This window comes from Desulfurococcaceae archaeon (assembly GCA_038845865.1).
Lineage (GTDB): Archaea > Thermoproteota > Thermoprotei_A > Sulfolobales > Desulfurococcaceae > UBA285.
Map to the genome: position 1 here is coordinate 1 of JAWBQJ010000004.1, position 24,035 is coordinate 24,035.

General features: G+C 49.1%; 26 protein-coding genes, 1 pseudogene and 1 CRISPR repeat array. Of the genes and pseudogenes, 14 read left to right on the plus strand and 13 right to left on the minus strand.

What is annotated here, in order from left to right; translation table 11 throughout:
* A partial coding sequence (locus tag QXU03_05380) for a Dna2/Cas4 domain-containing protein (protein MEM2171163.1) occupies positions 1-249 on the plus strand: 249 nt, incomplete at its 5' end.
* A 283-nt stretch (positions 250-532) separates the two neighbouring features.
* A CRISPR array of direct repeats spans positions 533-1,406; the repeat unit is 24 nt; unit sequence GAATACAATAGAAAGAATTGAAAG.
* A gap of 22 nt (positions 1,407-1,428) precedes the next feature.
* Positions 1,429-1,935 (plus strand): hypothetical protein, encoded by a 507-nt coding sequence (locus QXU03_05385; GenBank protein MEM2171164.1) that lies wholly within the window; start codon positions 1,429-1,431, stop codon positions 1,933-1,935.
* Positions 1,936-2,083: 148 nt separating this feature from the next.
* On the opposite strand, the gene pyrB is transcribed toward QXU03_05385, so the two are convergent.
* Positions 2,084-3,007, minus strand: a complete 924-nt coding sequence (pyrB, locus tag QXU03_05390; GenBank protein MEM2171165.1) for an aspartate carbamoyltransferase — start codon at positions 3,005-3,007, stop codon at positions 2,084-2,086.
* Between the two features lie 116 nt (positions 3,008-3,123).
* Here pyrB and QXU03_05395 point away from each other — a divergent pair, with 116 nt between their 5' ends.
* Entirely contained in the window at positions 3,124-3,621 is a 498-nt protein-coding gene (locus tag QXU03_05395; GenBank protein ID MEM2171166.1) for a hypothetical protein, read from the plus strand.
* Positions 3,622-3,636: 15 nt separating this feature from the next.
* Here the strand turns inward: QXU03_05395 and QXU03_05400 are convergent, their stop codons facing one another.
* From QXU03_05400 to QXU03_05420, 5 genes are all read right to left on the minus strand, one after another.
* Complete coding sequence (locus tag QXU03_05400) at positions 3,637-5,043, minus strand: MATE family efflux transporter (protein MEM2171167.1); 1,407 nt, start codon at positions 5,041-5,043, stop codon at positions 3,637-3,639.
* 89 nt (positions 5,044-5,132) lie between these two features.
* Positions 5,133-5,621, minus strand: a complete 489-nt coding sequence (locus QXU03_05405; protein MEM2171168.1) for a small multi-drug export protein — start codon at positions 5,619-5,621, stop codon at positions 5,133-5,135.
* Positions 5,622-5,800: 179 nt separating this feature from the next.
* Positions 5,801-6,643: a hypothetical protein gene (locus tag QXU03_05410; GenBank protein MEM2171169.1), complete on the minus strand. Its 843-nt coding sequence runs from the start codon at positions 6,641-6,643 to the stop codon at positions 5,801-5,803.
* Between the two features lie 12 nt (positions 6,644-6,655).
* A complete protein-coding gene (locus QXU03_05415; GenBank protein MEM2171170.1) occupies positions 6,656-8,269 on the minus strand; it encodes an HD domain-containing protein in 1,614 nt (537 codons plus the stop codon).
* Between the two features lie 52 nt (positions 8,270-8,321).
* Entirely contained in the window at positions 8,322-8,561 is a 240-nt protein-coding gene (locus QXU03_05420; protein ID MEM2171171.1) for a hypothetical protein, read from the minus strand.
* A gap of 161 nt (positions 8,562-8,722) precedes the next feature.
* Between QXU03_05420 and QXU03_05425 the strand changes: the two genes are divergently transcribed.
* Positions 8,723-9,430, plus strand: a complete 708-nt coding sequence (locus QXU03_05425; protein MEM2171172.1) for a peroxiredoxin — start codon at positions 8,723-8,725, stop codon at positions 9,428-9,430.
* Positions 9,431-9,476: 46 nt separating this feature from the next.
* Here QXU03_05425 and QXU03_05430 read toward each other — a convergent pair whose 3' ends face one another.
* The 4 genes from QXU03_05430 to QXU03_05445 are packed head-to-tail and all read right to left on the minus strand — an operon-like array spanning position 9,477 to position 12,851.
* Positions 9,477-10,994, minus strand: a complete 1,518-nt coding sequence (locus QXU03_05430) for a dihydropteroate synthase-like protein (GenBank protein MEM2171173.1) — start codon at positions 10,992-10,994, stop codon at positions 9,477-9,479.
* Positions 10,991-11,689, minus strand: coding sequence for a flavoprotein (locus tag QXU03_05435; GenBank protein MEM2171174.1), 699 nt, complete (start codon positions 11,687-11,689; stop codon positions 10,991-10,993). Before QXU03_05435 ends, QXU03_05430 begins: the two co-directional genes overlap by 4 nt.
* Before the next feature lie 24 nt (positions 11,690-11,713).
* On the minus strand, positions 11,714-12,097 hold the full coding sequence (locus QXU03_05440; protein MEM2171175.1) for a dihydroneopterin aldolase family protein: 384 nt from the start codon (positions 12,095-12,097) through the stop codon (positions 11,714-11,716).
* A complete protein-coding gene (locus QXU03_05445) occupies positions 12,078-12,851 on the minus strand; it encodes a 6-hydroxymethylpterin diphosphokinase MptE-like protein (GenBank protein MEM2171176.1) in 774 nt (257 codons plus the stop codon). The genes QXU03_05440 and QXU03_05445 overlap by 20 nt, the downstream gene beginning before the upstream one ends.
* A gap of 62 nt (positions 12,852-12,913) precedes the next feature.
* Between QXU03_05445 and QXU03_05450 the strand changes: the two genes are divergently transcribed.
* Together QXU03_05450 and QXU03_05455 are read left to right on the plus strand one after the other, a co-directional pair.
* On the plus strand, positions 12,914-13,291 hold the full coding sequence (locus QXU03_05450) for a PadR family transcriptional regulator (protein ID MEM2171177.1): 378 nt from the start codon (positions 12,914-12,916) through the stop codon (positions 13,289-13,291).
* A 181-nt stretch (positions 13,292-13,472) separates the two neighbouring features.
* A complete protein-coding gene (locus QXU03_05455; GenBank protein ID MEM2171178.1) occupies positions 13,473-14,648 on the plus strand; it encodes an inorganic phosphate transporter in 1,176 nt (391 codons plus the stop codon).
* Here QXU03_05455 and QXU03_05460 read toward each other — a convergent pair.
* Positions 14,623-15,426 (minus strand): A24 family peptidase C-terminal domain-containing protein, encoded by an 804-nt coding sequence (locus QXU03_05460; GenBank protein MEM2171179.1) that lies wholly within the window; start codon positions 15,424-15,426, stop codon positions 14,623-14,625. The genes QXU03_05455 and QXU03_05460 overlap by 26 nt on opposite strands.
* A gap of 42 nt (positions 15,427-15,468) precedes the next feature.
* Here QXU03_05460 and QXU03_05465 point away from each other — a divergent pair, with 42 nt between their 5' ends.
* Positions 15,469-16,140 carry a hypothetical protein gene (locus tag QXU03_05465; protein MEM2171180.1) on the plus strand — a complete coding sequence of 224 codons (672 nt, stop codon included), beginning with the start codon at positions 15,469-15,471 and terminating at the stop codon, positions 16,138-16,140.
* A 400-nt stretch (positions 16,141-16,540) separates the two neighbouring features.
* Here QXU03_05465 and QXU03_05470 read toward each other — a convergent pair whose 3' ends face one another.
* On the minus strand, positions 16,541-17,029 hold the full coding sequence (locus QXU03_05470) for a YkgJ family cysteine cluster protein (protein MEM2171181.1): 489 nt from the start codon (positions 17,027-17,029) through the stop codon (positions 16,541-16,543).
* A gap of 452 nt (positions 17,030-17,481) precedes the next feature.
* On the opposite strand from QXU03_05470, the gene QXU03_05475 reads away from it, so the two are divergent.
* Positions 17,482-17,745 carry a DUF131 domain-containing protein gene (locus QXU03_05475; protein MEM2171182.1) on the plus strand — a complete coding sequence of 88 codons (264 nt, stop codon included), beginning with the start codon at positions 17,482-17,484 and terminating at the stop codon, positions 17,743-17,745.
* Positions 17,742-18,020 carry a hypothetical protein gene (locus QXU03_05480; GenBank protein MEM2171183.1) on the plus strand — a complete coding sequence of 93 codons (279 nt, stop codon included), beginning with the start codon at positions 17,742-17,744 and terminating at the stop codon, positions 18,018-18,020. Before QXU03_05475 ends, QXU03_05480 begins: the two co-directional genes overlap by 4 nt.
* Positions 18,021-18,276: 256 nt before the next feature.
* Here QXU03_05480 and QXU03_05485 read toward each other — a convergent pair.
* Positions 18,277-18,429: pseudogene (locus QXU03_05485) on the minus strand (transposase).
* Between the two features lie 435 nt (positions 18,430-18,864).
* On the opposite strand from QXU03_05485, the gene hypD reads away from it, so the two are divergent.
* From hypD to QXU03_05510, 5 genes are read left to right on the plus strand one after another with little or no spacing between them, the layout of a single operon-like run.
* Positions 18,865-20,154: a hydrogenase formation protein HypD gene (hypD, locus tag QXU03_05490; GenBank protein ID MEM2171184.1), complete on the plus strand. Its 1,290-nt coding sequence runs from the start codon at positions 18,865-18,867 to the stop codon at positions 20,152-20,154.
* 23 nt (positions 20,155-20,177) lie between these two features.
* Positions 20,178-20,477, plus strand: a complete 300-nt coding sequence (locus QXU03_05495) for a HypC/HybG/HupF family hydrogenase formation chaperone (protein ID MEM2171185.1) — start codon at positions 20,178-20,180, stop codon at positions 20,475-20,477.
* A gap of 3 nt (positions 20,478-20,480) precedes the next feature.
* Positions 20,481-21,527: a hydrogenase expression/formation protein HypE gene (hypE, locus tag QXU03_05500; protein MEM2171186.1), complete on the plus strand. Its 1,047-nt coding sequence runs from the start codon at positions 20,481-20,483 to the stop codon at positions 21,525-21,527.
* Positions 21,528-21,536: 9 nt separating this feature from the next.
* Positions 21,537-22,136 carry an MBL fold metallo-hydrolase gene (locus QXU03_05505; GenBank protein ID MEM2171187.1) on the plus strand — a complete coding sequence of 200 codons (600 nt, stop codon included), beginning with the start codon at positions 21,537-21,539 and terminating at the stop codon, positions 22,134-22,136.
* Positions 22,133-24,013 carry an AMP-binding protein gene (locus QXU03_05510; protein MEM2171188.1) on the plus strand — a complete coding sequence of 627 codons (1,881 nt, stop codon included), beginning with the start codon at positions 22,133-22,135 and terminating at the stop codon, positions 24,011-24,013. Before QXU03_05505 ends, QXU03_05510 begins: the two co-directional genes overlap by 4 nt.
* Positions 24,014-24,035 lie beyond the last annotated feature (22 nt).

Consider the following 24,035-nt stretch of genomic DNA (forward strand, 5'->3'; position numbering starts at 1 on the left):
AGGTACGTTGAACAGGCTGTAGCATCCTACATAATTGCGAAGGAGGTCTTGCCAGGTGTTCGCAGGTTGAGGATCGAGGTGGAAGGTGTCGGGAGAACGCTGGAATTGAACTGGGACCTCGTGAAAGAAGTAGAGGAAATTACGAAGAAAACCCAGGAGATAGTCTCAAAGGAAGCAAACCCGCCCAGGCCCTGGAATAGCACCAAGTGCAGGAGCTGCTGGTATGGGAAGTTCTGCCCCCACCAGTGAACACCTTGATCAAGCGGGGAAGATCCTAAACCCCGCGAAATAGCCTTAGAGACTAGGTCAAAACCAGTTGCTAGCCAGTGTTAAGCTCCATTGAGTAGATCGCAACCCACCCACTAGATCATCCCCAATCCAGGCAGGAACAAGGTAGATCCCGCCGAGTTGAACCGGTTGATCAGAACCCCATGATCACCATGAAAAATCCCGGGGAAAATCAACATCAAAATATATAAACCCGAAGACACAATAAACAATATTGAAGGCAACACATAAAAGATCAGAAATAGAATACAATAGAAAGAATTGAAAGGTACAAGCTCAGCAGAGAGTTCCCAGAGCTATCGAGACTAGAATACAATAGAAAGAATTGAAAGTCCAGCTGATCGGATTCAACCTCGTCTCTGTACGGAGCGGAATACAATAGAAAGAATTGAAAGGGACACGGGTGAAGCTCGAAAATGGCAGTCAGCTAGCATGAAGAATACAATAGAAAGAATTGAAAGTAATGTCTCTTGACGGCAACTCCATTAATTCCATCATTTCCCTGAATACAATAGAAAGAATTGAAAGCAATAGCTGAAAACACTTCGCGAACGCTATGCACACGCGGGATCTGGAATACAATAGAAAGAATTGAAAGCTGTACCTCGCCAGCTCAGGGTCCTGTGACGCGAGGACTCTATAGAATACAATAGAAAGAATTGAAAGGCGAGGAAGAGATAGCATTACGTACTGAGATAGCTGAGCTAGACAAGGGAATACAATAGAAAGAATTGAAAGTGCCGCTTGAAGACAGGAGCACGACGTGGCTGGTCAACAGGGGAATACAATAGAAAGAATTGAAAGGCTCACAAATTAACGTTCGCGTGTTGGGGGGCGGGGGGGCGGATGGAATACAATAGAAAGAATTGAAAGCTCCTCCCACTCCACTCTCTCTACTCTCAAGCGTATCTCCTCGGAATACAATAGAAAGAATTGAAAGACCTCCCTGCCCGCATGGTGCTTGAACAAGTGTTCTCTAGAATACAATAGAAAGAATTGAAAGTCCAGCCGCGAACATCACTGTTGACTACGCTCTGACTGTAAGAGAGAATACAGTAGAAATATTGAAAGATTGTCATGTAGGCGTTTTTAAAGAATACAGGGTAAAGAATTAAAAGGGCTTGTTGCTAGGTGAATGTAGTGCCTGTTGCTGAATATATTGATGTCCCCGCGTACGTGGTTCTGGTCGTACTCGGGGTCTTACTATGTTTCTGGGGTAGGCAGTTCGCGAGGGTTCTCTCATCTATAGCTTTTGCCGCCTTTTTGGGGTATACATCGTTCGTTTACAGTTTCAAGTTGTGGGGGAGTCTGGCTGTATCAATACCGCTAGCGTTCATCGCGGCGCTCATCGGTCTTTTCACGGGCTTTTTAATCTACAAACTGGCTCTATCCGTGGTTTTCTCGTACATTATTGCGAGTACTCTAATCCGAGGAGGTGGGGCCCTGTTCATAGTACTTGTCATAGTGCTCACGGTTATAGTGTACATGCTGGGCAATTACGTGGTATCTGCGTTATTCGCGCTTACCGGGGCAACCATGATCTACAGGGGGGTCGTGGCGCTAGGCTTAAACGAGGTGATGGCGCTAGTACTGTGCACTGTGGTGTTTATACTAGGGGTATACAACCAGGTTAGGGCCAAAACATAGCAGAAACTACTACAAATATCACGAACGGCGTTGTAGGAGGCTTCAGCTTTAGAGGATATATAGGTAAAAACGTTGTTTTAATTGGAGCGTGGTTGTGATGATGGCTTTTGGGCCTGAGCGGTGAAGACACGGTGGGTTTCTGAACCACTCACAGTCCCAGTATTGCCTTTATTAACGCCATCCTGATGTACATGCCGTTCTTCGCCTGCTCGAAGTACATTGCTTGTGGTAGCACGTCAACATCTGGCGTAAGCTCCCAGACCCTTGGTAAGGGGTGTAGTATTATGGGTATTTTCTTGAACTTTTTGAGGTACTCGTAGGTGACCGTGTAGCTGCCTTTAAGCCTTTCGTACTCCTCCGGCTTCATTCTCTCTTTCTGGAGCCTCGTAACGTAGAGGACATCTAGCTTCTCCATCACCTCTTCAGGCTTTTCGTGCAACTCGTACTTCGTTCTCCTCTGGTCAAGTACTTTAAGAATCTCTTCGCGCGGTTGCAGCTCCTTGGGCGATATGAAGTGTACTTCAACGTCTTGGAAGTTCGATAGCAAGTAGGAGAGGCTTGAAATGGTCCTTCCATACTTTAGGTCACCCATCATTCCAACCTTAATCCCCTCTACCCTGCCGAGAACCCTCCAAATAGTGTAGACGTCTAGTAGTGCTTGTGTGGGGTGCTCGTTGTAACCGTCCCCGGCGTTTATTACAGGTGCTCTACATATCTGGGCCGCCTTAGCCGCGAAGCCTGGTTCTCTGTGCCTAACCACTATTAGGTCCGGCCCGTAACCGTCAACTGTTCTCAGGGTGTCTTCCGGGCTTTCCCCCTTAGCCATGCTGGTCACCTCCTCGGGGCCCAGGTCTATTACTGTGCCTCCTAGCTTCGACATTGCAAACTGAAAGCTAAGTCTCGTCCTGGTGCTCGGCTCGAAGAACGCGGTAAACATCGTCCTACCCTGCGCAATAAATAGTTTCTCGCCGCGTTCGTACACTTTCCGGAGCTCTTCTGCGATGCTAACAAGTACTTCAACATCGCTTCTCGAGAATTGGAGCGCCGATATTATGTCCATACCTTTAAACACGCACGTACACCCGAAACCCCGCCACACGCGTGCTATACTTAATAGCCGGACTGCACTTAAATATTAGTGCATTACTGAGCACTACGCGGCCACTATGAGCGAGTAGGTGGCTTAGTGTGAGTAAGAAAAGAGCTAGAAAGCCACAGATGAGGAAGGCTTACCTCGCAATAATAGCTGGGATTGCCGTGCTCGCCATCACGCTAACGGCTTACCTAGTACTACACCAAGCACCTTCTGGTAGTGAATCCACGGGTGAGAAAGTGGACCTAGCCGAGCTCTACATTAGTGGTTCATGGACGTTTACCTGCATCAACGAGACGTGCGACATCATGATACGCGTAACTAATACCGGAAACGCTAGCGTAGAGCTGCGTGCACTATCCATACTCGCCGTGTTAGGGGGGAGCCCTGAAATGGTGGGCAGTATCGTAATAAACGAAACGCTAGAACCCGGAGAAACGAAGACTATACATAGGCAGCTAGCGGGTGTTACCGCGGAGAAGCTGAAAACGTTACTGGACTACATTTTCCAGGGCTACGTGATCGACTTATACGCGTATCTGGGAACCTCTATTGGTAGGGTACTGCTAGAATTGCATTACATACCTGCATAGCTTGCTCTACTGCAGTCACGTGAAAGCCCTTCTCCTAATAACGGGTTTAGTCCAGTTACCCCGCAATGCCCACGGCACTATGGCGAGCCCTCCCACGAAATTGCTAAAAGCCATTGATGTCCAAAGCCCCAAAGTACCTATCTCAAGTACGAATGCTAATAGGTATCCAAGCCCTATTCTAAGGCCCCAAAGCCTGATTACGCCTATTATGGTCGGGTACAGTGTGTGCCCCGAACCCCTACCGATAGACATTCCTATGAAAAACACCGCAAAGAAGGCCAGCGTCGGCGCGAAGTATTGAACAAATAGATCTGCTTCTCGCGCGATCTCGGGCACATCCGTAAAAAACCCTATGAACAGGCTCCTGAACACCAATATTACCGCGGAGCCGGTGAACGTGCAGGTACCGATGTATAGCATCGCCGTCTTGACCACTTTCCTCGCTCTTTCCTCTAAGTGAGCTCCGAGAGCCTGACCAACCATCGTTGCAACCGACGATGTAAAACCCCAGAGAGCCGCGTCTGCTAAATCCATTAGTACAAAGCCTATGGCTGCCGCGGCTGTCACGTAAGCTCCAAAAGAATTAATTAGCCTATTTTGAAGCATAAACGCCATGCTGTTACTCATCATCATTAAGGCCACGGGCGCTCCTATTTTAACACTCCTGATCAACCACTCCCTTTCAATATTGAGCGTAAGTCTAGTCTTCAAGAACGGGTACCTTTTAAACAGCGCTCTCAGAACGATCAAGAAGCCGGTGAACCTGGAGAGCACTGTTGCCCACGCCGCTCCTGCAACGCCCATTTCGGGTACGAGGACATCATCACCATACCTAACACCGAAGATGAATAGGGGATCTAGGACGATGTTTATCAGTGACGATACTATTCCCGCTCTAGATGGAGTTCTCGTGTCACCCATTGCTTGAAAGATCGTACTGTAGCACAGGTAAAGGCCTGACAAAAACAAGTCCAGCGAGATTATGCTTGAATATGTGACCACGTAATTGTATATTTCGGGCGGGGTCACCATGACGTGCCTGTATACGTAAGGCCCTAAGAGCACGAATACCGTTACCGTGATCGTGTTTAGCACTAGCGTCGTGGTTACGAAAAAGGAAACTATCTTCTTCGCGTAGTCGTAATCCCTGGCGCCAATGGCCTGGCTTATGAAGGCCATGTTCGCCGCTCCGAGACCCTGGACGAGCGCGTTTATGAACATGAAGAAAGGCCAGATCTGCCTTGGAGTGGCATACGCTACCTTACTGTACCTGCTTAGCCAGTATGCATCTGCAACATTGTAGGATACGTGGACTATTTGAACGATCATTAGGGGTAAGCCTAGCCATAAGAGCGTTCTACCAATAGGCCCATTTACCACTCTTTCGCGGTATTCTTCAATTACTCCTATACTGTGCGCCATTTCGTGTCACTATGCTAACTAAGTTAGTTACTAGCGCGCGTTCCAGGACTCTAATTAACCGGAGCAAGGGGTTTTTATTTTTACTCAGCTCACTCCAAGAACAGAGTTGAAAGCACTTCTATGCCGAAATATGCAACCACAAACACGATTACAGACGCTATTAACACTCCGAGTTCTATAGCGAAGACCGCCTTTCTCCTCTCCAATCCAAGCACATACGCCACTAAGCTACCGGTCCAAGCGCCAGTTGCCGGTAGCGGTACGCCTACAAATAGCGTTAGTGCAATATAGCTTTCTTTCCTAATGCTCAGCGCTCTTTTCCTACCCAGGTCTAATAACCAGCTGTAAAGCCGCCTTACAAAGCGGGGGGCGAGCCTGGACTTCATAAGAGCGTCTAACAGGTCTAGTAGCGTGTAGGCTATTAGCGGAACTAGCATGTTACAAAGTACAGAGATCACTACACCCAGGAAAGCTAATGGGGTACCGCCGGCAGATACCATGACGTAGGGTATTGCTCCGCGTACTTCGCTAATAGGTAATAGTGCAAGCAAGCATGCTACAACGAGGTGCGTGCTCATGGCCGAAAACCACCTTGTAACGTTATCGGGAGGTTGAGTTAAAAACCTGCATACTTCAGGAAGCTGTTTAAGAGCGATTGATGTTAAGCGCGGTAAGCGGCTACTCAAAGTGGTATAATGGAATGGGGGCGAAACTATCGCAACAACTACTTGTAGGGGTAGAGCACGTCAAAGCACACCTAGTCATAGGACTTAACCGGGCTTTTCACAGTGATGGTTTTCATAAAGCCTCTTTTAATAGTTAACTTTAACACCACGTTTTCGACACCGAGTAGTTGGGGCAACTGCTTAACCGAGTCTACGAGCTCTTCGAGCCCATTGCCATCTATGTGAGTAGTAATTACCTTTACGAGTACCGGGTAGCGGATTTTGCTCTCCAGCGTGCCCGGACCATCCATTTCAACGAGTACCATACATGCGCTCGTCCCCCGTTCTTCGTAGCACACTTCGGCTACGAGCCTTTCACGCGCTTCCCGAACCGGTATGCGAACCCACTCAACCTTAGTTGTGATAAGTCCTGGTTTAAAGTAAGCATCTGCCCTTACAAACCCCTCTTCGTAGTAGAGTTGTACCTGTGATGTTGCGTTGACGGTTTCCGTGTTAAGGCATGCTATTAAAGTGTCTTTAAATTCTCCACTAGTAATTCTCACGGCTGGTAGCACGGCGGTGAAGGTACCACCTCCTTTCAACACTAGAGGGGGTTTCTGACACAAGTCCCTTAGTACGAGGTCATGTGCTTCTACGAGCACCTTACCGCCGTGCCACCTAACGTTCCAATGCCCCGTATACAGGTACCCTCTACTCAGAGTTCCTGTAACGATAACTGTGCCTGCTTCGAAGGTTTGCTTCGTGGGGAATGAAACCACGTTCTTGTCGAGCCTCGTGCTCAGCTTCAATCTAGCTACAGCGGCTCTTCTACGCGCACCACCTCGAACTCTACGTGTAGCGGCAAGCACTAGTAATAGGATCGTCAGTATCTGGATCAACATTGTTATGACTCCGGGCACCCATTGTAATGGCAATTTAGCACCTATTTAACTAGTCTCCGGGGCTTCTTTACGCCTACCCTTAATGGAATTTTCGATGACGCTTTCTGATATCTCTATTATCTCTTCGAGGTCTTTCCCGGACAGGTCTTTGTACTTGCCTCTACGCAGATATACCGATACCAAAGCCTCCGATTTAAGTCCATACTCGGTTGCGAAATCGTCGAATGGCATTGACTTTTCGTATACGACCTTACCATCCTTGACGTCGACGACCTCTATTGTATCTTCTATTTCAGTACCCGCTGAGGGGAATACCTCGATCTTATCAACGAACACGTTCACGTCGCTCTCCAGGATTCCTTTACTTGAAAGCCTACTGGCCACCTCTTCCTTGATGCGCTCTTTAATAGCCTCTTGAACCCTTTCCCCGATCTCGCCAAACAGCACGTTGGCCGTTTCTAAATCATATGTAAATCTCTTCACAAGCTTCCACACAGGCTTTCTCTGGTAAAAGAGGCTTTCAAGGGCTATCCTGGCAAATGATTTATCCTCGCACTCGTACTCGTCTGGGCTTTTAACGAGTAGTTCCTGTAGCTTGGAGTAAAGGGAGTGGTCTGTTAGAGTAAAGTATTTTACTAGTCTCTCGGGTGACGTAAGCACCTCCTCTAGCACTCTTGCAATGTAGCTCTTAGTGCACTCCAGCAAAGACCCGATCGTCTCTATGAACGCGACGTTAACTGGGTGTAGGTAGACGTACTTGTACATTAACTTCCTCGCATCGAAAAGCCTCGAAACCTCGTCTAGGGCCTTCGAGGAAACAGCCAGCACTAGCTTATCGTCTTTCTCCAATATGAACGAGTTTCTGACGATCCAGTCATCGTTTATTTGTCCTATGGGAACGCCAGTAAAGTAGCTGTCTCTCTTCAAATAGTCCATTATGTCGCTCGTGTATATGTAATCCCTGATAACCATCCTCACTATTCTTTCGAAACCGCTACTGCCCGCGGGCTTGTAGAAGTCCTTAATGCTTATTCTGCCTTTCGAGGAGAGGTCTGTGAAGTTCCTCACGCCTTGAGGTGGTTTCATACCGGCGTCCAGCAGGTCAAGCAGATAGTCCACCTCCACGCCGAGGTATGCCTTGTTCCTGAGCGCGATCTTCTCAATGAGCTCCTTGATGAAATCCCTGTAAATGATGTACCCGACTACTTCGTGGTTTCCAACTCTATAGCCTAAAAACCTCCTTGTCCTGTAAACGTGCTTGTCGAAAGCGTGGCTAAAGGGACCGTGACCTATATCGTGAAGTAGCCCCAGTATCCGCGCGGCCAGTACTATCTCTTTGTACTTCTTACGCAGTTCCTCAACCGCCTTACTTGAGATAATCGAGGCGTAAACCGACCTCAGGAGGAAGGTTATGTACTTGTAGGAGGAATACATCACCCCTAGTGAGTGGGAGAAACGAGTATGGGTTGCACCGGGATACACAAAATGAGCTGCCTGCAACTGGTAGATGTACCGTAACCTTTGGAGAACCCAGGAATCCATTATAACGCCTTCTAGTTCTTTAATGTAATCAATGTACCCGTATATGGGATCCCTAACCTGCCCATTAAATGATGTAACGGTAAAATGCCCGTGTTCGCTCCACTTCTCCGAGACCATCGAATCACCTATGGATAAGAGATGCCCATTACGGTACACCCGACGCTCTAGATCATGTAGAGTTATGTACTCGATTCCTATAAAGCATACCAGTACGAAGTTTGAAATAGGGGTCTTCCAGGAAGAAGCCTTGTTTACATCTCGGACATACTACTAGTACGGGTCTTTCGCGTTCTTCCTTCTCGACCTCGGAGTCTACGAGGTAGAGCGTTACTTCATATATATACGAAAAGTCCTCTCTACTGCCCTCAAAGCCGCAGAAAGGGCACTTTAAAACCTTGCACTCACTCAAACCAGGCCACCTAAAAGCAGCTTCGAATCGGGACGGTAATATGTTATAGTAACTCACTGCTAACCTATTGATTAATTTTTCAAATAATAATATTCGCGTAAGCTAATATAAAGTAATACTTAAAAACCCCTCTCTTAATATTTGTAAACAGGGTGAGCGGGGTGCCAGGTACAATACCCCTTATAGGTGAAAGGTTCCCCGAAATAACCGTTGAAACAACTCACGGAGTGAAGAAGCTGCCAGAAGACTATAAGGGCAAGTGGCTAGTACTGTTCAGCCACCCCGCTGACTTCACACCCGTCTGTACTACCGAGTTCGTGGCATTCGCTAAGAGAGTAGAAGACTTCAAGAAGCTTAACGCCGAGCTACTAGGACACAGCGTGGACAGCGTCTACTCTCACATCAAGTGGGTTGAGTGGATTAAGGAGAAACTGGGCGTTGAGATACCTTTCCCCGTGATCGCGGACCCCAACGGCGAGGTGGCCAGGAAGCTGGGCTTCTTACACGCGCAAAGCGCTACCCACACCGTTAGAGCGGTCATCTTAGTAGACCCTGAAGGCGTTATAAGAGCGGTGCTGTACTACCCCCAGGAGGCCGGTAGGAACATAGACGAGATCCTGAGGTTACTAAAGGCACTACAAATAAACACTCAATATAGAAGAGCATTACCGGCTAACTGGCCGAATAACGAACTAGTAGGAGACGCCGTCATAGTGCCACCAGCGAGAACCGTCCAAGAAGCGCAGGAAAGGCCAAAGCGATTTAAGTGCTACGACTGGTGGCTTTGCTACGAAGAAGGAAAAATACCGCTGGAGGAAGTGGCTGAAGTTAGAAAATGGCTTGAAAGGGCCGCTAAACCCGTCCAATAAGCTACCTAGTTTTTCTTAACTTCTTTTTCCACCATATCCGTAAAGGTTAAAACATCTCCTTATCCTGTTCGTACTCTCTACCTACTTTGAGCGAGATGCTGGCCTTGGCGAGCTCGTAGCCGAGGTAAAAGCAGTGCTCGTAAAGCGATACCAGGTTCCTTCTAATAACCTCCGCGAATATTGCGTAGGGGTCTCTCCCCCTGATCTCTAAACTAGGCTTCAGGGCCCCGGGCTCATAGTGCTGCAACAGTATCTCACCCTTTTCGTGGTTTACGGCGATCTTGAAGTACCCCCTAGGGTCGTGCCTAAGCGGTAGCCTCTCTACGGCGTTAACGATTACTTCGGCGCGTGGTAAGGGGGTAACCGCTCTTCTTTTACTCTTAGCTACAAGCATGTTTGTCGACAGGTCCTTTGGGGGCCTCTTCAGCTCTCTGGCTAGTACTGCCATGTCTAGTGCCTTCCTCAGCTCTTTCACTGATCCGCGCGTCTTCGCGCTTTCCTCCGTGGTCAAGTATAGTTCAATTCCAAGCTCGACTCCTATAAATGCCAGTAATGCATTCAACCCAATGCTATCAACGTCAACAAGCTCTGTGACATTGCCCGTACCCATGAGCACCGGTGTGTTAGGCATTTCGCGCTTAGCCAGGGCATATGCTTCGAGGGATTCTACGAGGCCCTGTAGCGGCGGCATTAGGAGAGGATCTACTATGAGCTTCTCGAATCCCCTTTCTTCGAGGTGGGCAATGCGCTTTTTCAACAAATCTATGCGATCGCGTGGAGATCCCGTCGTTGCCGTTAGTACTAGCGGCTTCTCCCTTATAAGGCTCCTGTAATCTACTAATCTCTCAGCGCTTTCGACGGGCACTCCATTGATGAAATCGACGATCTCAGCTACCTTGATTACGAGATTAAAGTCTACCGAATCCACTCCTATGGGCTTCGCGAGGAGTTCACGCGCGTGCTTCACTATTCTAACCGATTCTTCCACGTCAAACCCGTATGGAAAGCCCAGGGACACAGCATCGGCGTGTTTGAAAGCCTCCTTGTAACGCTCTAAGTCATCTGGGCTTTTTGCGTATGCTTCGAGAATTACTAGTGGGTAATCCGAGGTGACCCTTAAGCTCCCGATCGTGAATACCCCGGTCCCCTGCGCTCTAGCCTTGACTTTGTTGAGTATTTCTTGCTCGCGCTTCTCGGTGTACTCCCTTAAAACCTCGTCAGCAGGTATTACAGGCGAGAACTTTACCCCCTCAAGCAGAGCCTTAACCATTAATGGTAGGTCATAGACGTAGCGAGGGCCCTTAATAACCGGTATGCCGAAAGAGCTTGAAACGCTTGACATGTCTCCATCAGCGTATCCGGGCACGATAATGATGTCAACCCCACCGAGCCTGCTCCTGTGCCGGGGTAACTCCCTTAAGAGGTAGTTCACATTAATCATCGCTGCGACGGGTATAGGGAGCTCTAAAACGTCCACCTCAACTCCGAGCTCCCTTCGCGTCTTCTCGGCTACCTCAACTACGTGTTTGTAAGCAAGCCTACCTGTTACTAATAGTAGCTTCACGCGGTAACACCAAGTAATTCTTTGACCTGCTCGGGACGCGAAAGAACCGTGACCCCGGTAATGCTCTGCAGCTTCTTCACGATCTCGAGATAAAATGGAGCAGGCTTAACGACTATTTCAACGTTGAATTTCACCGCGCCGTGCGGGCACGCAGCTAAGCACGCGTAGCATCTATTGCACTTGATGACGTTAACCGCTACCTTGTAATAAGGGTGCTCTCTTAATGCCCCCGTAGGACACGCGTTAGCGGCATAGCATAGATTGCACGGCCTACACCTCTCCCGGTCGATAACTAGGGGTACCGTGCTCTTAACCTCGTAGGCGTCTACTGGCAAAATGTAGAGTGGTGTTCTTGTTTTCAAAGCGTGCATTGCAAGCGTTGAAACCAAACTATCCGCCACTCCATTAACTATCTTGCTCACAGTATTCATCGTCGCCGGTGACACGATTACACAAGAGTACGTGCCCAGGTAAAGTCTACCCGTAGAGGGGAACCCGGGCGGCTCCGAGCTCTCATATATGATTCCCGTTGGGTAATCCCCTACGAGTGCGTTTTCGAGCTTTCCGCGAAGACCGTACATCTCTAGCACGGTCTCGCCTGCCTTAGAAACAAAGGCAGTAATCTTGATTCCACGAATTACGAGCTCCTCTATTACCTTAACACTCTCTTCGAGAAGTGCCCCGGCACCCGTTATGCCCCACGCTACCGCGTTATGCGTTTAAACCACCTCTTCTACCTCTTCTATGTAGCCCAGAGTGTACTTTAGCTCGGGAATGTACCTCAACCTCGCTACAACTCTGCATTTTCCGTACCTCACTACGATCCTGGCGTCGACGTGCATAGATTTCAGTGTTACGTAGCTATATGGCGAGGTATTTCGCGGAAGCTCGACGTTTATTTTCACATCCACTTCTTCTCTGAACGGTTGCGCCAGTAGAGACCTCTTAATAGCTTCCTCGAGTATTTTTAAATCCTCAGCGTTCCTGACTGGTATACCGGTGAACTGGTGTACGAGTGTGCCAATGGCTATTCCAGCCTCGAAGACTGCGCGATCCCTACTAGTAACCTTTGGAGAAAAGTACTTAGTGGCGGGGTCCTCCAATCACTTCACCTAAGGTCAGTACCTCCATACCTTTATCTCTAAGTAGTGAAATGAGCATCCTGGCGATGCCGAGCTTCACTGACTTGATCGCCGGGTTTCCGGCTACCTTTCCGGGGCAACTATGTGGTTTTTCGAAGTCAAACCCAACTAGTATAGCCCTTCTATACCCGGCACAGTAGAGTAGGAAAAGCGCCCGATCGCCGTCTGTAAAACCACCAAAATTGTATACTAAAGGCCTCGGCTCGACTTGTGTGGAGCCTATTAAAGGACCTTTAAAAGCCGTGATGTAGTCGAGCCTATCTATGTTATCCCCGTGAGCATGAACAACTAAGATTGAGCCCTTACTAGAGGACTCTACTAGGGAGCGCAGCTCCGCGTCCAGGTCCGTTGCCACGACGTCAGGTACCAACCCCGCATCCAGCAGTATTCCCGCCGCCCCGTCAGCGGCAACTAAGAGTAACTCGCGTCTATGGTAATGTGCCTTGACGTACTCTAGTTCGAGGTATGCGTTTTTCCCACAACCAACGACAACTGTAACCTCCCTACCAGCAATCTTCTCGAAGAGGTACTCAGCTTCCATGCCTTTACTCGTTTTCAGCAAAATACTACTCAGAAGATCAGCTGCTTCTTGGTCTTTTTCAAAGTTCAAACCCGGAAGCCTGCTACTGATGTACCTGTAAATTTTTACCCACTCGTTTCTGTCTATGAACCAGGCCAACAAATCACCACTCTTTAATTGAGCTATAGTAACCATTATCTAGTTTAGTAGTGAATGATATATAAGTTACTTAGCTAAATAAATTAATGGTGTGTACCATGTGTCATCACCATCACCACCACGAACACCACTGGAGGCACCCGGAATTCCCGAGAACGAGGTTTGGCTTTCCACTCCGGGGACTCCTCCATTTAATCATCTTAAAGGCCCTTGGAGAGAAGCCGATGAGGGGTATTGACGTACAAAAGTATATCAAAGAGAAATTCGATTTTGACATTCCAAGCGCCGCCGTGTACGTGATCTTGAAAGGCCTCGAGGAGAAGGGCCTCGTATACTCTAAGTGGGATAAAGATGCTGAAGGATCTCCAGTAAAACTATACTACGCAACGGGCGAAGGCAAGGACTACTTAAAGGATAAAATAGAGGCCATCAAGTCCCTTAAGAAGGTATTAGACTATCTAACAACGAGCACTTAAGCGAGTTTACAGCTCACATTCACCATACATTACTTTTTTATTTGAACCCGAAGCATTAGTTGTAAGTTCACGTTAACGTGCAGGTTCATCTGAAAAGCTTTTAAACCCAATTTAGCTACCTTAAGAATAATGCTGGCTATATAATTCTATATAGTTTATATAGGTGTAGCCGTTGCTAGCGGTGCTCATCGCCATAATCGCGGCGGGTTTTACGCTTTCATTATTAAATGGAGCTAATTGTGCGGGTAACGTAGTTGGCTTGGTTTCAGGCTTCAGGGGGAAGAGTGCCAAGATCGTCACTCTACTCAGCCCATTGTCCATATTTACCGGGGCTTTAATGGCGGGGAGCTTCGTGTCTCACACATTCATTGAAGGCATACTAGACTACACTACGGGTAGCCAGGGGCTTGTAGCTAAGACGGTCTTCTCCGTTTTCCTTTCAACTCTTACCTGGACCTTGATAGCACTAGTGCGCAAAGCACCTATTAGCGTGAGCCAGGTAGCTGTAGGTAGCATGCTGGGCTCAGCGTTTTCTCTATGTAGGCTATCATGCGTGAACTGGACGAACGTGGTTTTCATTGTGGTATCGTGGCTTCTAACTCCCTTAACCTCGATGTCCATTTCACTGGTGCTCTACAGGGTACACGTGCGCATGAAGGAGGATCGCGGTGACCTTTACGCGGTAATTGGGGCTTCGCTGTACCTCTTTGCCGTATTAGCGATTGTACAGTACCTCTTATACGCAAACGTCATCGAGAGGCTGCTGGCCACTGTAACCTCGTTGATAACGTCGTCAATCGCGTCTACTTCGCATGCCGTATACGTGTATTTGGGACGAAGGGGAAAAGGCGATTTCCGCGGCCGTGCGTATAGAATCGCTGTACTTACCATCTCTTTCATGGTCGCGTTTATTTACGGTGCGCACGATGTTGCAAACGTGGCCGGCCCACTCTCAGTAGTTCTCCTTAAAACCACGCGAGAGGGCACTAACGACGTTCACACCACTTTACCAGTAGCCTTGGCTATATCGGCTACAGGGCTCTCTCTAGGAGCTTTTCTGTGGGGTTATCGGGTAGCTGAAACCATTGGTGCCAAGATAACACCACTGACCATGGAGTCGGGTCTCCTAGCGCAACTGAGCACTTTCCTCACTGTAGCCGTACTAGTAGTTCTAGGCATACCCAGTTCCGTCACGCTCGCGGTGATAGGCTCGGTGACTGGTATAGGTTGTGCTCGAGGCTTGGAATACGTCGATTGGAAGACGTTTTTCAAAGTAATTGTAACGTGGATTCTCGGGGTGCCGGTCACGATTCTACTCTCAGCTATATCGCTTACGGTCTTGAAAACAGCTTCATGAGCAGGTGAACGAGGGGGACATCACCGAGAACAAGCAGTAGTAGCACGCCGAGAAATAGGTGGAATATGAATGGTATTCCCGGCGATACCCAAATGTAGGTTTCCTCGCTCAGTACGCCCTGGTCCACGAGCTTTCTGAGTACACTTGCCTGGTCTTCATCTATCCTCGCTAGGAGTCTATACCTGACTAGAACCTCTGTACCCGAAACAGTGAACTCCTGTACTGGAAAATGGTGTTTAAGCACACCATTAAGGTACTCGCGTAACTTAACAGGTCTACTCACGAATGGCAAAATGATCTTGTATTTAGTGCTCAGCGCGCTGAGCACGCCTCTATACTTAGCGAGGACCCTAACAGCATTTACGAGCATCAAGAACATGGATGTCAACGCAGCGTAGAATATCGCTACTAGTGAAGGCGGTAACATGCCTTCTAGAGGTAGAGTAAACCTGTAAATCGATGGGTAGAAAAGTGCTAGGCCAAGTGCGATTGCCACGTACACGTCACCATCACCCACGAGGCCGAGTTTATAGAGTGATGTGAAGAGGCCTGCAGACACTAGTAGGGAAAACGCAGCGTAAACCACGAGGAGAGTAAATGATCCACTACCCGTTATAAACGACACGATGAAAAGGGCCGTGGTAACTGCAAGATACGCGTGGACTATTCGAGCGCTCAGCTCTCTTGTTCTTAGATCCTCTATGCTGAGCACTCCCAGAGCCAGTAGCGTGGCGGCGACCCTAACCGCATCTACTAAGAGGCTCAAATTAAGCCACATGAACCGCACCTTCACTAACATACATCTCCAGGAGTATAAATAATGGTAATACTTGGAGCCTTGCTTTATCAGTATAGGATAATGCATGAACGTTCCGGGATTTACGTGGGCCCTTTCTCGAGCTTTCTCGTTAAGTGGAAAACCAGGAACAACGTACTAGAGGAAGGAGACAAGGTTAAGAAGTCCATCGAGGAACTAAGTAAGGGGCTTGACGAGGTCAAGAAAACCACTTTAGCGCTTGCCGAGAAAGTGGACAAGTTAAACAAGTCCCTGGCAGACCTTTCACGAGAGGTTGGTAAATTAAGTGACTCCTTCGGCTTCATAGTAGAAGACGTTGCCCGGAGCCTTTTACCGACATGGCTCCACGTAAACATGGGCATACTCGTCAAGAACCTTAGTAGAGCATTCTTTGACCTGGGTAACAAGGTGGTAGAGGTGGATTTCTACGGTGAGGGCGTTGACGTTAATGGAGATAGCGTAGTAGTTTTCGGAGAGGCCAAGGCCAGAATCCATGGAGAAGACGTTAAGGCATTTTACGACAAGGTACAGCAGGTCTTAAGGCAGAAAAGCCGCTCTAAGTACACGTTGCTAATGTATGGGCTTTATGTACACCCCTCAGCGGTACAAGAAGCACTTCAACGAGAAATAGTGGTAGTATCACCGTACACCGTTGTATCACGATACAGTGCGAACGGGACCTCACGCGCTCCGTAATACAATAGCATTTAATGACAAATGTATTACTCGAACAGTGTTATACAAAAGTGGGACCCACGTACTTCCCAAAATTACATGCAAGAAGATAATGATACAAAACAAATTCCTTAACTAGAAGACACGATACAAGTGTATAAAGGACGCCGGCCCAGCCCGGCTTAGAGAGTATTAGTATAGGCATGTCTATGCAGCGCGCGAGGTGGAGATCGGGGGTCAGCGCTCACCCGGGACACCGGGTGGGTGTTGATCTCTGATCTCGCTTCGTGCACTGTATAGACATGCTTATACTAACTCTCTCTAAGCGAGGGGTAAACGGCTGCTCCTCTCCCCAAATAACTAACTTTTATACTCTTTCTGCTTAGTTTGCTTGGTAGCCTAAAATGCCTCTCATTACCGGCTACGCGCTGTCCTGCGGTTTAAGCCTCAATACTTCTATGAAGTTATTTGGCCATGGTGCAAGCGTGTACTTTTCGAGCCATTCATTATCGAAGTTCACGCTTTTCACGGTTTCAATGATCTGCTTCACCAGCCCCTCGGGTAGCTTACCTTCTCTTACAGCAGGACACTCTAAGTCTAAGTAGATTATTCTTTCCCGTGTTTTGAAGTCTACGTAAACGAGTACCGGCCAAAGCCTGCAGTCTAATGGCCGTTTTTCGTATACAGTACAGTGGCCTTCTTTACTGAGGTAGGGGCACGGATTTCCCCCACGAGAACCAATGCACTTAACTACACCGCGCTCGGTTTCTATTTCGAATGCAACATCGCTGAAATCTTCTTCCTCCTCTGGTAAGAGGACTGCGTAGAAGCGTAAGCAGCAGTTCTCTTTACATTCGCTACATATTCTCTTAAAGTCCACGAAGTTGAACTTGTACGCGAGCCTACTCATACGGGTCCTCTTACATCTCCGCTTTCATAGTCCAGTGTGCGGGGTTTAAAAACAAGAACCGCTAGCTAAGCCATGATCGGATTGCTGGGACGAGCTACCGCGCGCCCTAGAACGCGGATTAAGCCCTCTCGCTGGTTTGCGAGTTGTTGCCACTTTGCTTCCCTTTCACTATACCCCTTTCGAGCCTCCACCAGGCTCAAGTATAAAGCACTCACCTAGACCTTGCTTCGCGACCCGCATGACACAAATCTCCAGGACAAGTGAGCGGAAAGAGGAATGGAGCCAACTAATGTAAACTACAAAGAGCCATGCGAAGCAAACCGCAATTCCGGCAAGCGGATCGGGCCAAGCGCCTTTGTTAGTAAGTAGAAGAGCGCTCGTCGGTTTGTCATGATCCACGCTATTTAAGCCTCCTACTATAATAATCTATTCTCGGCTAGCGGGTTGGCGAGATGCTCTCGTTAGTACTTTTCATGCTGGCGCTGATAATCGTACTGGTTGGCATGCTACTAATAGTGCTCTCCATTATAGGCAGGAGCGAGGAAATCGAGCGTGGTGAGAAGCGTGTAGAGGGTGGAGGAGTCATAATTGTGGGCCCACTACCAATCGTTATAGGTACAAGCCAGAGAGCAGCGCTTGCACTAATCATACTCGCACTGGTACTCTTCGTAGTAGTTGTTGCGACGTTCATACTACTAGCTAGGTGGACTCCATGAACCTCCTTAAACTAGGCGTAGTGCTCGTGTTCGTGGGCATGATCTTAGCCGTAATCGCGACGTTCCTACAAGCACTAGGAGGGATCTCGGTATCCGGTGGAGGGTGCATAGTAGTGGGCTTTATACCGGTATGTTTCGGTGTAGGCGAGCACGCCTTACCAGCAATAATGATAGTGCTCGTGCTAGCAATAGCACTAGTGGTCATTAGCCTGTTATTTATGACCTACGTGCATAGAAGAATTAAGGAAACAATCCCACATGGCGTAGCTACCTAGCATTTATTCTCAGTTACCTAAAAGCCGGTAGAGCCGCGGAAAGCCGCCCAAGAAGAGGCTCGTAAACTGTGAGGTTCAAAACGGGTCGAGTCACGCGCACAGCAGGGTTTACGAGTATAAAAGCCCTATTCACTGTACATGTTGATAGAGGCTCCGGCGAGAAGCCGCGTGTCACGCGGTCCTATGAACCGGAGCGGGTCCCCCGGTTCCCTGCATACTTCAATAATCACCCAGAGAGGAAACTGACCTCCTCCCCGCCCTTGAGGTAGTTCACCACGTAGGCTGGGGATAGCCGTGGAGGGCATGAGCAGAACACGTGGACATGGCCTGGTAGAACCTCGATAGCTATAGGTTCACAGCCGAGCTCAAGCAGTATCTGCTCCAACACTTCTCTAGCGTATTCAGCAACCCGCCTACAAGAACGTCTCTACGGCGTCAGCATCGTAACTCACCGGTGCGTTACTAATGTCAATACTAGGGAGGATCGCGTGTGGAACTAAAAGGGTTCCTCAAAGTTAAATTAAAATACGTTGAAGAAGTCCAGAAGCGAATAGCGGAGAAAGCAGTAGGGTGGTGTTAAAGGTGATGCTGGTTTTAGACTTACAAGCAAATTATGCGTTAAAATGAACATCGGTAATGCAGGAAAAACTACGGCAAAGGATAAGACATCACCTATGAAAGAAGACTATAAAACTCTGTTAATAATGCACCCTAAACGGTATTAATCTCAATCAAAGCCAGTATCTTTCCCTGATATCCCCCCTCTCGCGGACATCTCTACACGCTTTCAATCCTTATCTATCCTTCAAAGAATAACTCAGAGTCCTTTTCTTGATGTGTAAGCATGTATAGGTCTCTAGAGGTCTCCGTGGAGCTATGGCATGTATTTAATCTACTTTCTAAAGTAGTTTTCGTAGTGGCTAGCCGGGTAGGTGTTTACTTGGGCTTCAAGGTCTTCAGGGAGCTTGAAAGCGCGCTAAGGTACGACCGCGAGCTTGCAAGTGCTATCGTCAAGAAGATTGGCGAGTACTGGGAACTGTGTAGAAGGGCGGTGTGGGAGGAGAAGCTGAAAGTCATGGATTTTTGCGGCACTCACGAGTGGACCATAACACACTACGGTATCAGAGGCCTTGTACCGGAGGGCTTAGAGCTCGTTGCCGGTCCCGGGTGCCCGGTCTGCGTCACTCCATCGCACTACGTAGAGGAGCTCTTAAAGTTGGCACTTGACGGCTTAGTAATATATGCTTATGGCGACGTCTACAGGCTCAGGGCCCACAAGGACGTTAGAGGAGCGCGCTCGCTGAGCGATGCCCGCGCGCTAGGTGCCGATGTGAGAGTGGTCCCGGACATCCTAACGGCTATTAGAGACGCGGTGAAACATGGAAAGCCTTCAGTATTCGCCGGTATAGGTTTTGAGACGGTGGCACCTGGCTACGCGCAAGCCATTTTAAAAGCCCACTTACCCGGGAACTTAAAGCTACTAAGCCTCGTCAAGTTAACACCACCAGCAATGTTCTACTCGCTTGAAGTGTCGAGGGAGAAGCCAATCGAGCCGCCCATCATGGGGGTAATAGCCCCGGGGCACGTCTCGACGATTACTGGTGCTAAGGCCTGGGAGCCGGTTGCAGAGAACTACGAAATACCCGTGGTTGTCTCGGGTTTCGAGCCCGTGGACGTGCTTATCTCCATACTGGAGATCCTAAAGCAGCTCGTGCGGGGAGAGCACAAGGTGACGATCGAGTATGTGAGGGCTGTCACGTGGCACGGGGACCTGAGCGCGCAGAACAGTATTATGCGTGTTTTCGAGGTGATCGATGATGCTTGGAGAGGTATAGGTTTTCTACCGAAAAGTGGCTTAAGGCTCAGAGAGCGCTACAAAAAACACGACGCGTTTTACGAGTATGGAATATCCGAGCTCAAAGCAGGTGGTGAGAATGACATGCCAGCGGGGTGTAGGTGTGCTGAAATAGTGCTAGGCAAGGCCTATCCCTCCCAGTGCCCGCTATTCCTCAAGACATGTACCCCTCAGAAACCCGTAGGGCCCTGCATGGTTTCAAGCGAAGGTACATGCGCTATATGGGCTAAATACGGTTCAAGGGAATTATTAGTAAGGTTAGCGCACGAACTAAAGTAAGAGGAGGTCCGGGGCTTGCGACCGTGTGCATAGGTACACCTGCTATTATTCTAGACGTAGACTACGGTAACATGACGGCTACAGTTGATTACGGGGACGGCGTTCCAAGGTCGGTTTTAATAGGCATATCCGAGGAAAAGGTCAAGCGAGGCGATATAGTAGTAGTTCACGCAGGCGTTGTGGTGTCAAGAATGAGCGAAGATGAGATATTGGAGCAGATCAGGTTCTTCAAGGAAGCACTCGGAGAAGAGTTTGTAAGCATCGCCTCCACATACATCTCGCTCTTGGAGAAGTCCCGTGTAATTAAAGGGAACGAGGTGTAGGTTGTGGAGCGCGTTACGTTAGCTCACGGTGCAGGAGGAGCTGAAATGTTAGAACTACTGGAGAGGCTTTTCTTTAAACGAGTTGAAAGTAGATTGAAGCGCGTCGAGGGTGGTATAGGCATAGATGTCGCAGATGATGCGGCTGCTGTACCCCTGCAAGATGGCAGCTACCTAGTGGTCTCGACAGACTCTTACACGGTGAACCCGCTTTTCTTCCCCGGGGGTAATATAGGTACGTTAGCTGCGGCCGGTTCCATTAACGACGTATTAATGCTCGGTGGTAGGCCCTTAGCCATGCTGGACTCCGTGGTCGTCGAAGAAGGGTTCTCTCTGAGAGATCTGGAAACCATAGTTAACTCCATGCTCGAAGTCCTGAAAGCTGAGGGCATCGCGTTGATCGGCGGTGACTTCAAGGTTATGCCTCGAGGACAGGTAGACAAGCTCATCATTACCACGACGGCCCTGGGTATAGCCGAGAAGCCCATTGTTGATAGGCCCGTGCCAGGGGATAGGATTTTCGTGAGCGACTTCGTGGGCGATCACGGTGCCGTTATACTGTTAGCACAGACCGGCCTGGCGGATAGCGTGGAGGAGTTATCTAAAGGGCTATTAAAGAGCGATGTTAAACCATTAACAAAGCTCATGCTTCCCTTGATATCAAAATATAGGGACTGCATCACGGCTGCGAGAGACCCCACACGGGGAGGGCTCGCAGGCGTGTTAAATGAGTGGGCTGAAAGAAACGGCGTGCTAATAGTTATTAGGGAAGAAGACATCCCCGTAAAGGAACCTGTAAGGAGGTATGCTGAAGCGCTCGGAGTAGACCCGCTGTACCTCGCTAGTGAGGGGGTGGCAGTACTTTCCCTGAGGCCAGAGTGCGCGGAGGAGGTTGTTAAATATGCTAGGGGCTTGGGATTCGTAAATGCCAGGATCATAGGTGACGTCAGGGAAACGGACATGTTTAGAGGTTACGTAGCAGCGGAAACCAGTATTGGTGGTTTAAGGCTGGTGGAGCCTCCGCGCGGAGAGCTAGTACCGAGAATATGTTGAGTGTCTGCGTTGCCCAGGAAGCTGGTCTTAAAAAACGTGGCGATTTCGAGAAAAGGCTTCGCGGGAGTTCAGCTCGAGTACAGGGGGACAACATACTGCATAGACCCGGGTAGCCCCGAGGGCTGCGAATACGTTTTCTGTACTCATTTTCATAAAAGGCACTGTAACGAAGACTCCGTCAAGGTGTCCTACGGGAGGCTCATTTCACCGAGTGCTGGCATGCTCGTAAAACCCGGTAGCGTGCTCCAACTCCATGATCTAGTTATAGAGGCCGTTGAAGCCTACAACGTACCTGGGCTCTACAGTAACAACCCCCCACACCCTAGGGGGCTAGGCGTCGGCTACTTACTCGTATTTCCAGGTAATCTCGTAGTTTACTATACGGGTGATACTAACCTCGTGGAAGAGGTCATCGGGGTCTCGAGGAGGCCTACCGTGCTGGTTCTACCCATAGGCGGGCACTGTGTCATGACACCGGAGGAGGCTTTAGAAGCCGTCATGAGCCTTAGGCCCCAAATTACCATACCAGTGCATTTTGATGGTATAGAGCAGTACTACAAGTTCAGGGACATGGCACAGCCGTATACGCAGGTGGTTCTACTGAGATGACGGTACGTCCCTTAGAAAAACTCTTAGAAAACCTGGTTTCACGCGAAAGAGTAGTACCGCCCTCCATGAAGTGGAAGGCCGTTATACTCGAGGAATACCGGGAAGTATACGAAGAGAGCTTAAAGAACTACACTGCGTTCTGGGAGCGGGAGGCAAGACGGCTCAAGTGGACTACTCCCTGGTTCAGCGTCGTTGAAGGTGCCCCGCCACGCGTGAGGTGGTTCGCAGGAGGTGGTCTTAGTGCATACTACAATGTAGTGGGTAAGCACGTAGATACCTGGATCTGGAGTAAACCAGCAGTGATTTGGGAAGGCGAAGAAGGCGACGCGAAAGTGTTACTGTACAGTGAACTAGACGAGCTCGCTGGGAAAATCGCTTCCGGCTTGATGGCTCTCGGCGTGAAACCAGGGGATTGGATTACCCTGTACGTACCTCCACTGGTGGAGTCCATTGCGGTGATGCTCGCTGCCATAAGAATAGGCGCAGTATTCGAACCCGTATTCACCGGGTTTGGTTACTGGGAACTCGCGAGGAGAATCCATCGGAGAAAACCCAAGGTGGTATTCGTGGCTGACGGCTTCTATAGACGCGGTAAACAGGTGGACACGCTCGAGACAGCCCGGAGGTCGTTCGAGTATGCTAACTATAAAGCAACGTTAGTGGTCCTCGAGAGGTTGGGAGCCCGTTCTCTTAGAGAGAACGAGCTTTCATTCGATGATTTGACCGGATTAACGCGCAAGAAAGTAGATGACTACGTGGCCGAGAGCACGCACCCTCTCTTCGGACTACACAGCGGTTATCTCGAGGACTTTAAACCAATAACCCATCCAACAGGCGGATTCCTGGTCCAAGTATATGCTACCAGCAGGTGGATTGGACTTAGACCCCACGACACCTACTTCTGCACTGTATGGCCCGGCTGGATCACGAGCGTGAGTTACGGTTTTCTCGGACCCTTAATGTTGGGTTCCACCTTGCTACTATACGACGGTAGCTTTGACCACCCCTCACACGAACGGGTATGGAGCCTCGTGGAGGACTATGCCATTACCTTGCTACTAACAACTAGTAGTTTACTCAGAATTCTGAGTAAGAGAGGAGAGGCGGTGTTGCGCTATAACATGGATACGCTGAGGGCGGTCATGGTCACCGCCGAACCGCTGGAACCGGAAACGTGGTGGTGGGTTTACAGAGCCGTTGGCACTGGTAGAAGCCCCCTAATAACTTCCGTACCCGAGAAACTTACTGGGAGAATACCGGTGATAAGCCTCTACATCGTGAGCGAAATAGGGACCTTCGTGGCGGGTAATCTCGTGAATTACACATTCCCACCAATAGCGCCGGGTTCTGTAGGCCTCCCAATACCCGGCTTCTACGTCGATGTTGTAAACGATGCAGGTATCAGCGTCAAGGAAATGATCGGCAGGGTCATTTTGAGGAGGCCGTGGCCTTCAATGCCCGTAGAATACTCCGAAGAGTATGCTAAGAAATGGGTTAACGGCTACTACGAGGTGGGGGATTACGGCTACATTTCACGAGATGGCTACCTCTACGTACTCGGTAGAAATGATGGCGTTGCGAAAAGCAGTGGCTTCAGGTTAAGCCCTGGAGCCGTGTCCAAGGCGTTGAAAGAGCACTTAAATATAGAGTCAACGGTGGTCAGGTGCCGCGACCCCGAGAGGCTGGAGCAGCTGGCATTGATCTACGCCGGTGCGGTGAGCAGCCAGGTCGTAAGAAACGCGATCAGGCTTCTTTTAGGCCCCATAACGGAACCCCATTTAATCGTCAACGCGAATACCGAAGTGGTTAAGCGAATACCTCTCGGCTTACTGGTGGAGGAGTGTTCGGAAAAGGGGCTCGGTCCCTACATTAATTGATGTTCTCCTGCACGGCTTCGGA

Bases quoted from the DNA above. Each gene is read 5' to 3' on its own strand.
- QXU03_05470 (MEM2171181.1), bottom strand. From the start codon at position 17,029: ATGAGTAGGCTCGCGTACAAGTTCAACTTCGTGGACTTTAAGAGAATA.
- QXU03_05400 (MEM2171167.1), bottom strand. From the start codon at position 5,043: ATGGCGCACAGTATAGGAGTAATTGAAGAATACCGCGAAAGAGTGGTA.
- QXU03_05475 (MEM2171182.1), top strand. From the start codon at position 17,482: ATGCTCTCGTTAGTACTTTTCATGCTGGCGCTGATAATCGTACTGGTT.
- hypD (MEM2171184.1), top strand. From the start codon at position 18,865: ATGTATAGGTCTCTAGAGGTCTCCGTGGAGCTATGGCATGTATTTAAT.
- QXU03_05450 (MEM2171177.1), top strand. From the start codon at position 12,914: ATGTGTCATCACCATCACCACCACGAACACCACTGGAGGCACCCGGAA.
- QXU03_05405 (MEM2171168.1), bottom strand. From the start codon at position 5,621: ATGAGCACGCACCTCGTTGTAGCATGCTTGCTTGCACTATTACCTATT.
- QXU03_05460 (MEM2171179.1), bottom strand. From the start codon at position 15,426: ATGTGGCTTAATTTGAGCCTCTTAGTAGATGCGGTTAGGGTCGCCGCC.
- QXU03_05415 (MEM2171170.1), bottom strand. From the start codon at position 8,269: ATGGTCTCGGAGAAGTGGAGCGAACACGGGCATTTTACCGTTACATCA.
- QXU03_05445 (MEM2171176.1), bottom strand. From the start codon at position 12,851: ATGGTTACTATAGCTCAATTAAAGAGTGGTGATTTGTTGGCCTGGTTC.
- QXU03_05510 (MEM2171188.1), top strand. From the start codon at position 22,133: ATGACGGTACGTCCCTTAGAAAAACTCTTAGAAAACCTGGTTTCACGC.
- QXU03_05480 (MEM2171183.1), top strand. From the start codon at position 17,742: ATGAACCTCCTTAAACTAGGCGTAGTGCTCGTGTTCGTGGGCATGATC.
- QXU03_05465 (MEM2171180.1), top strand. From the start codon at position 15,469: ATGGTAATACTTGGAGCCTTGCTTTATCAGTATAGGATAATGCATGAA.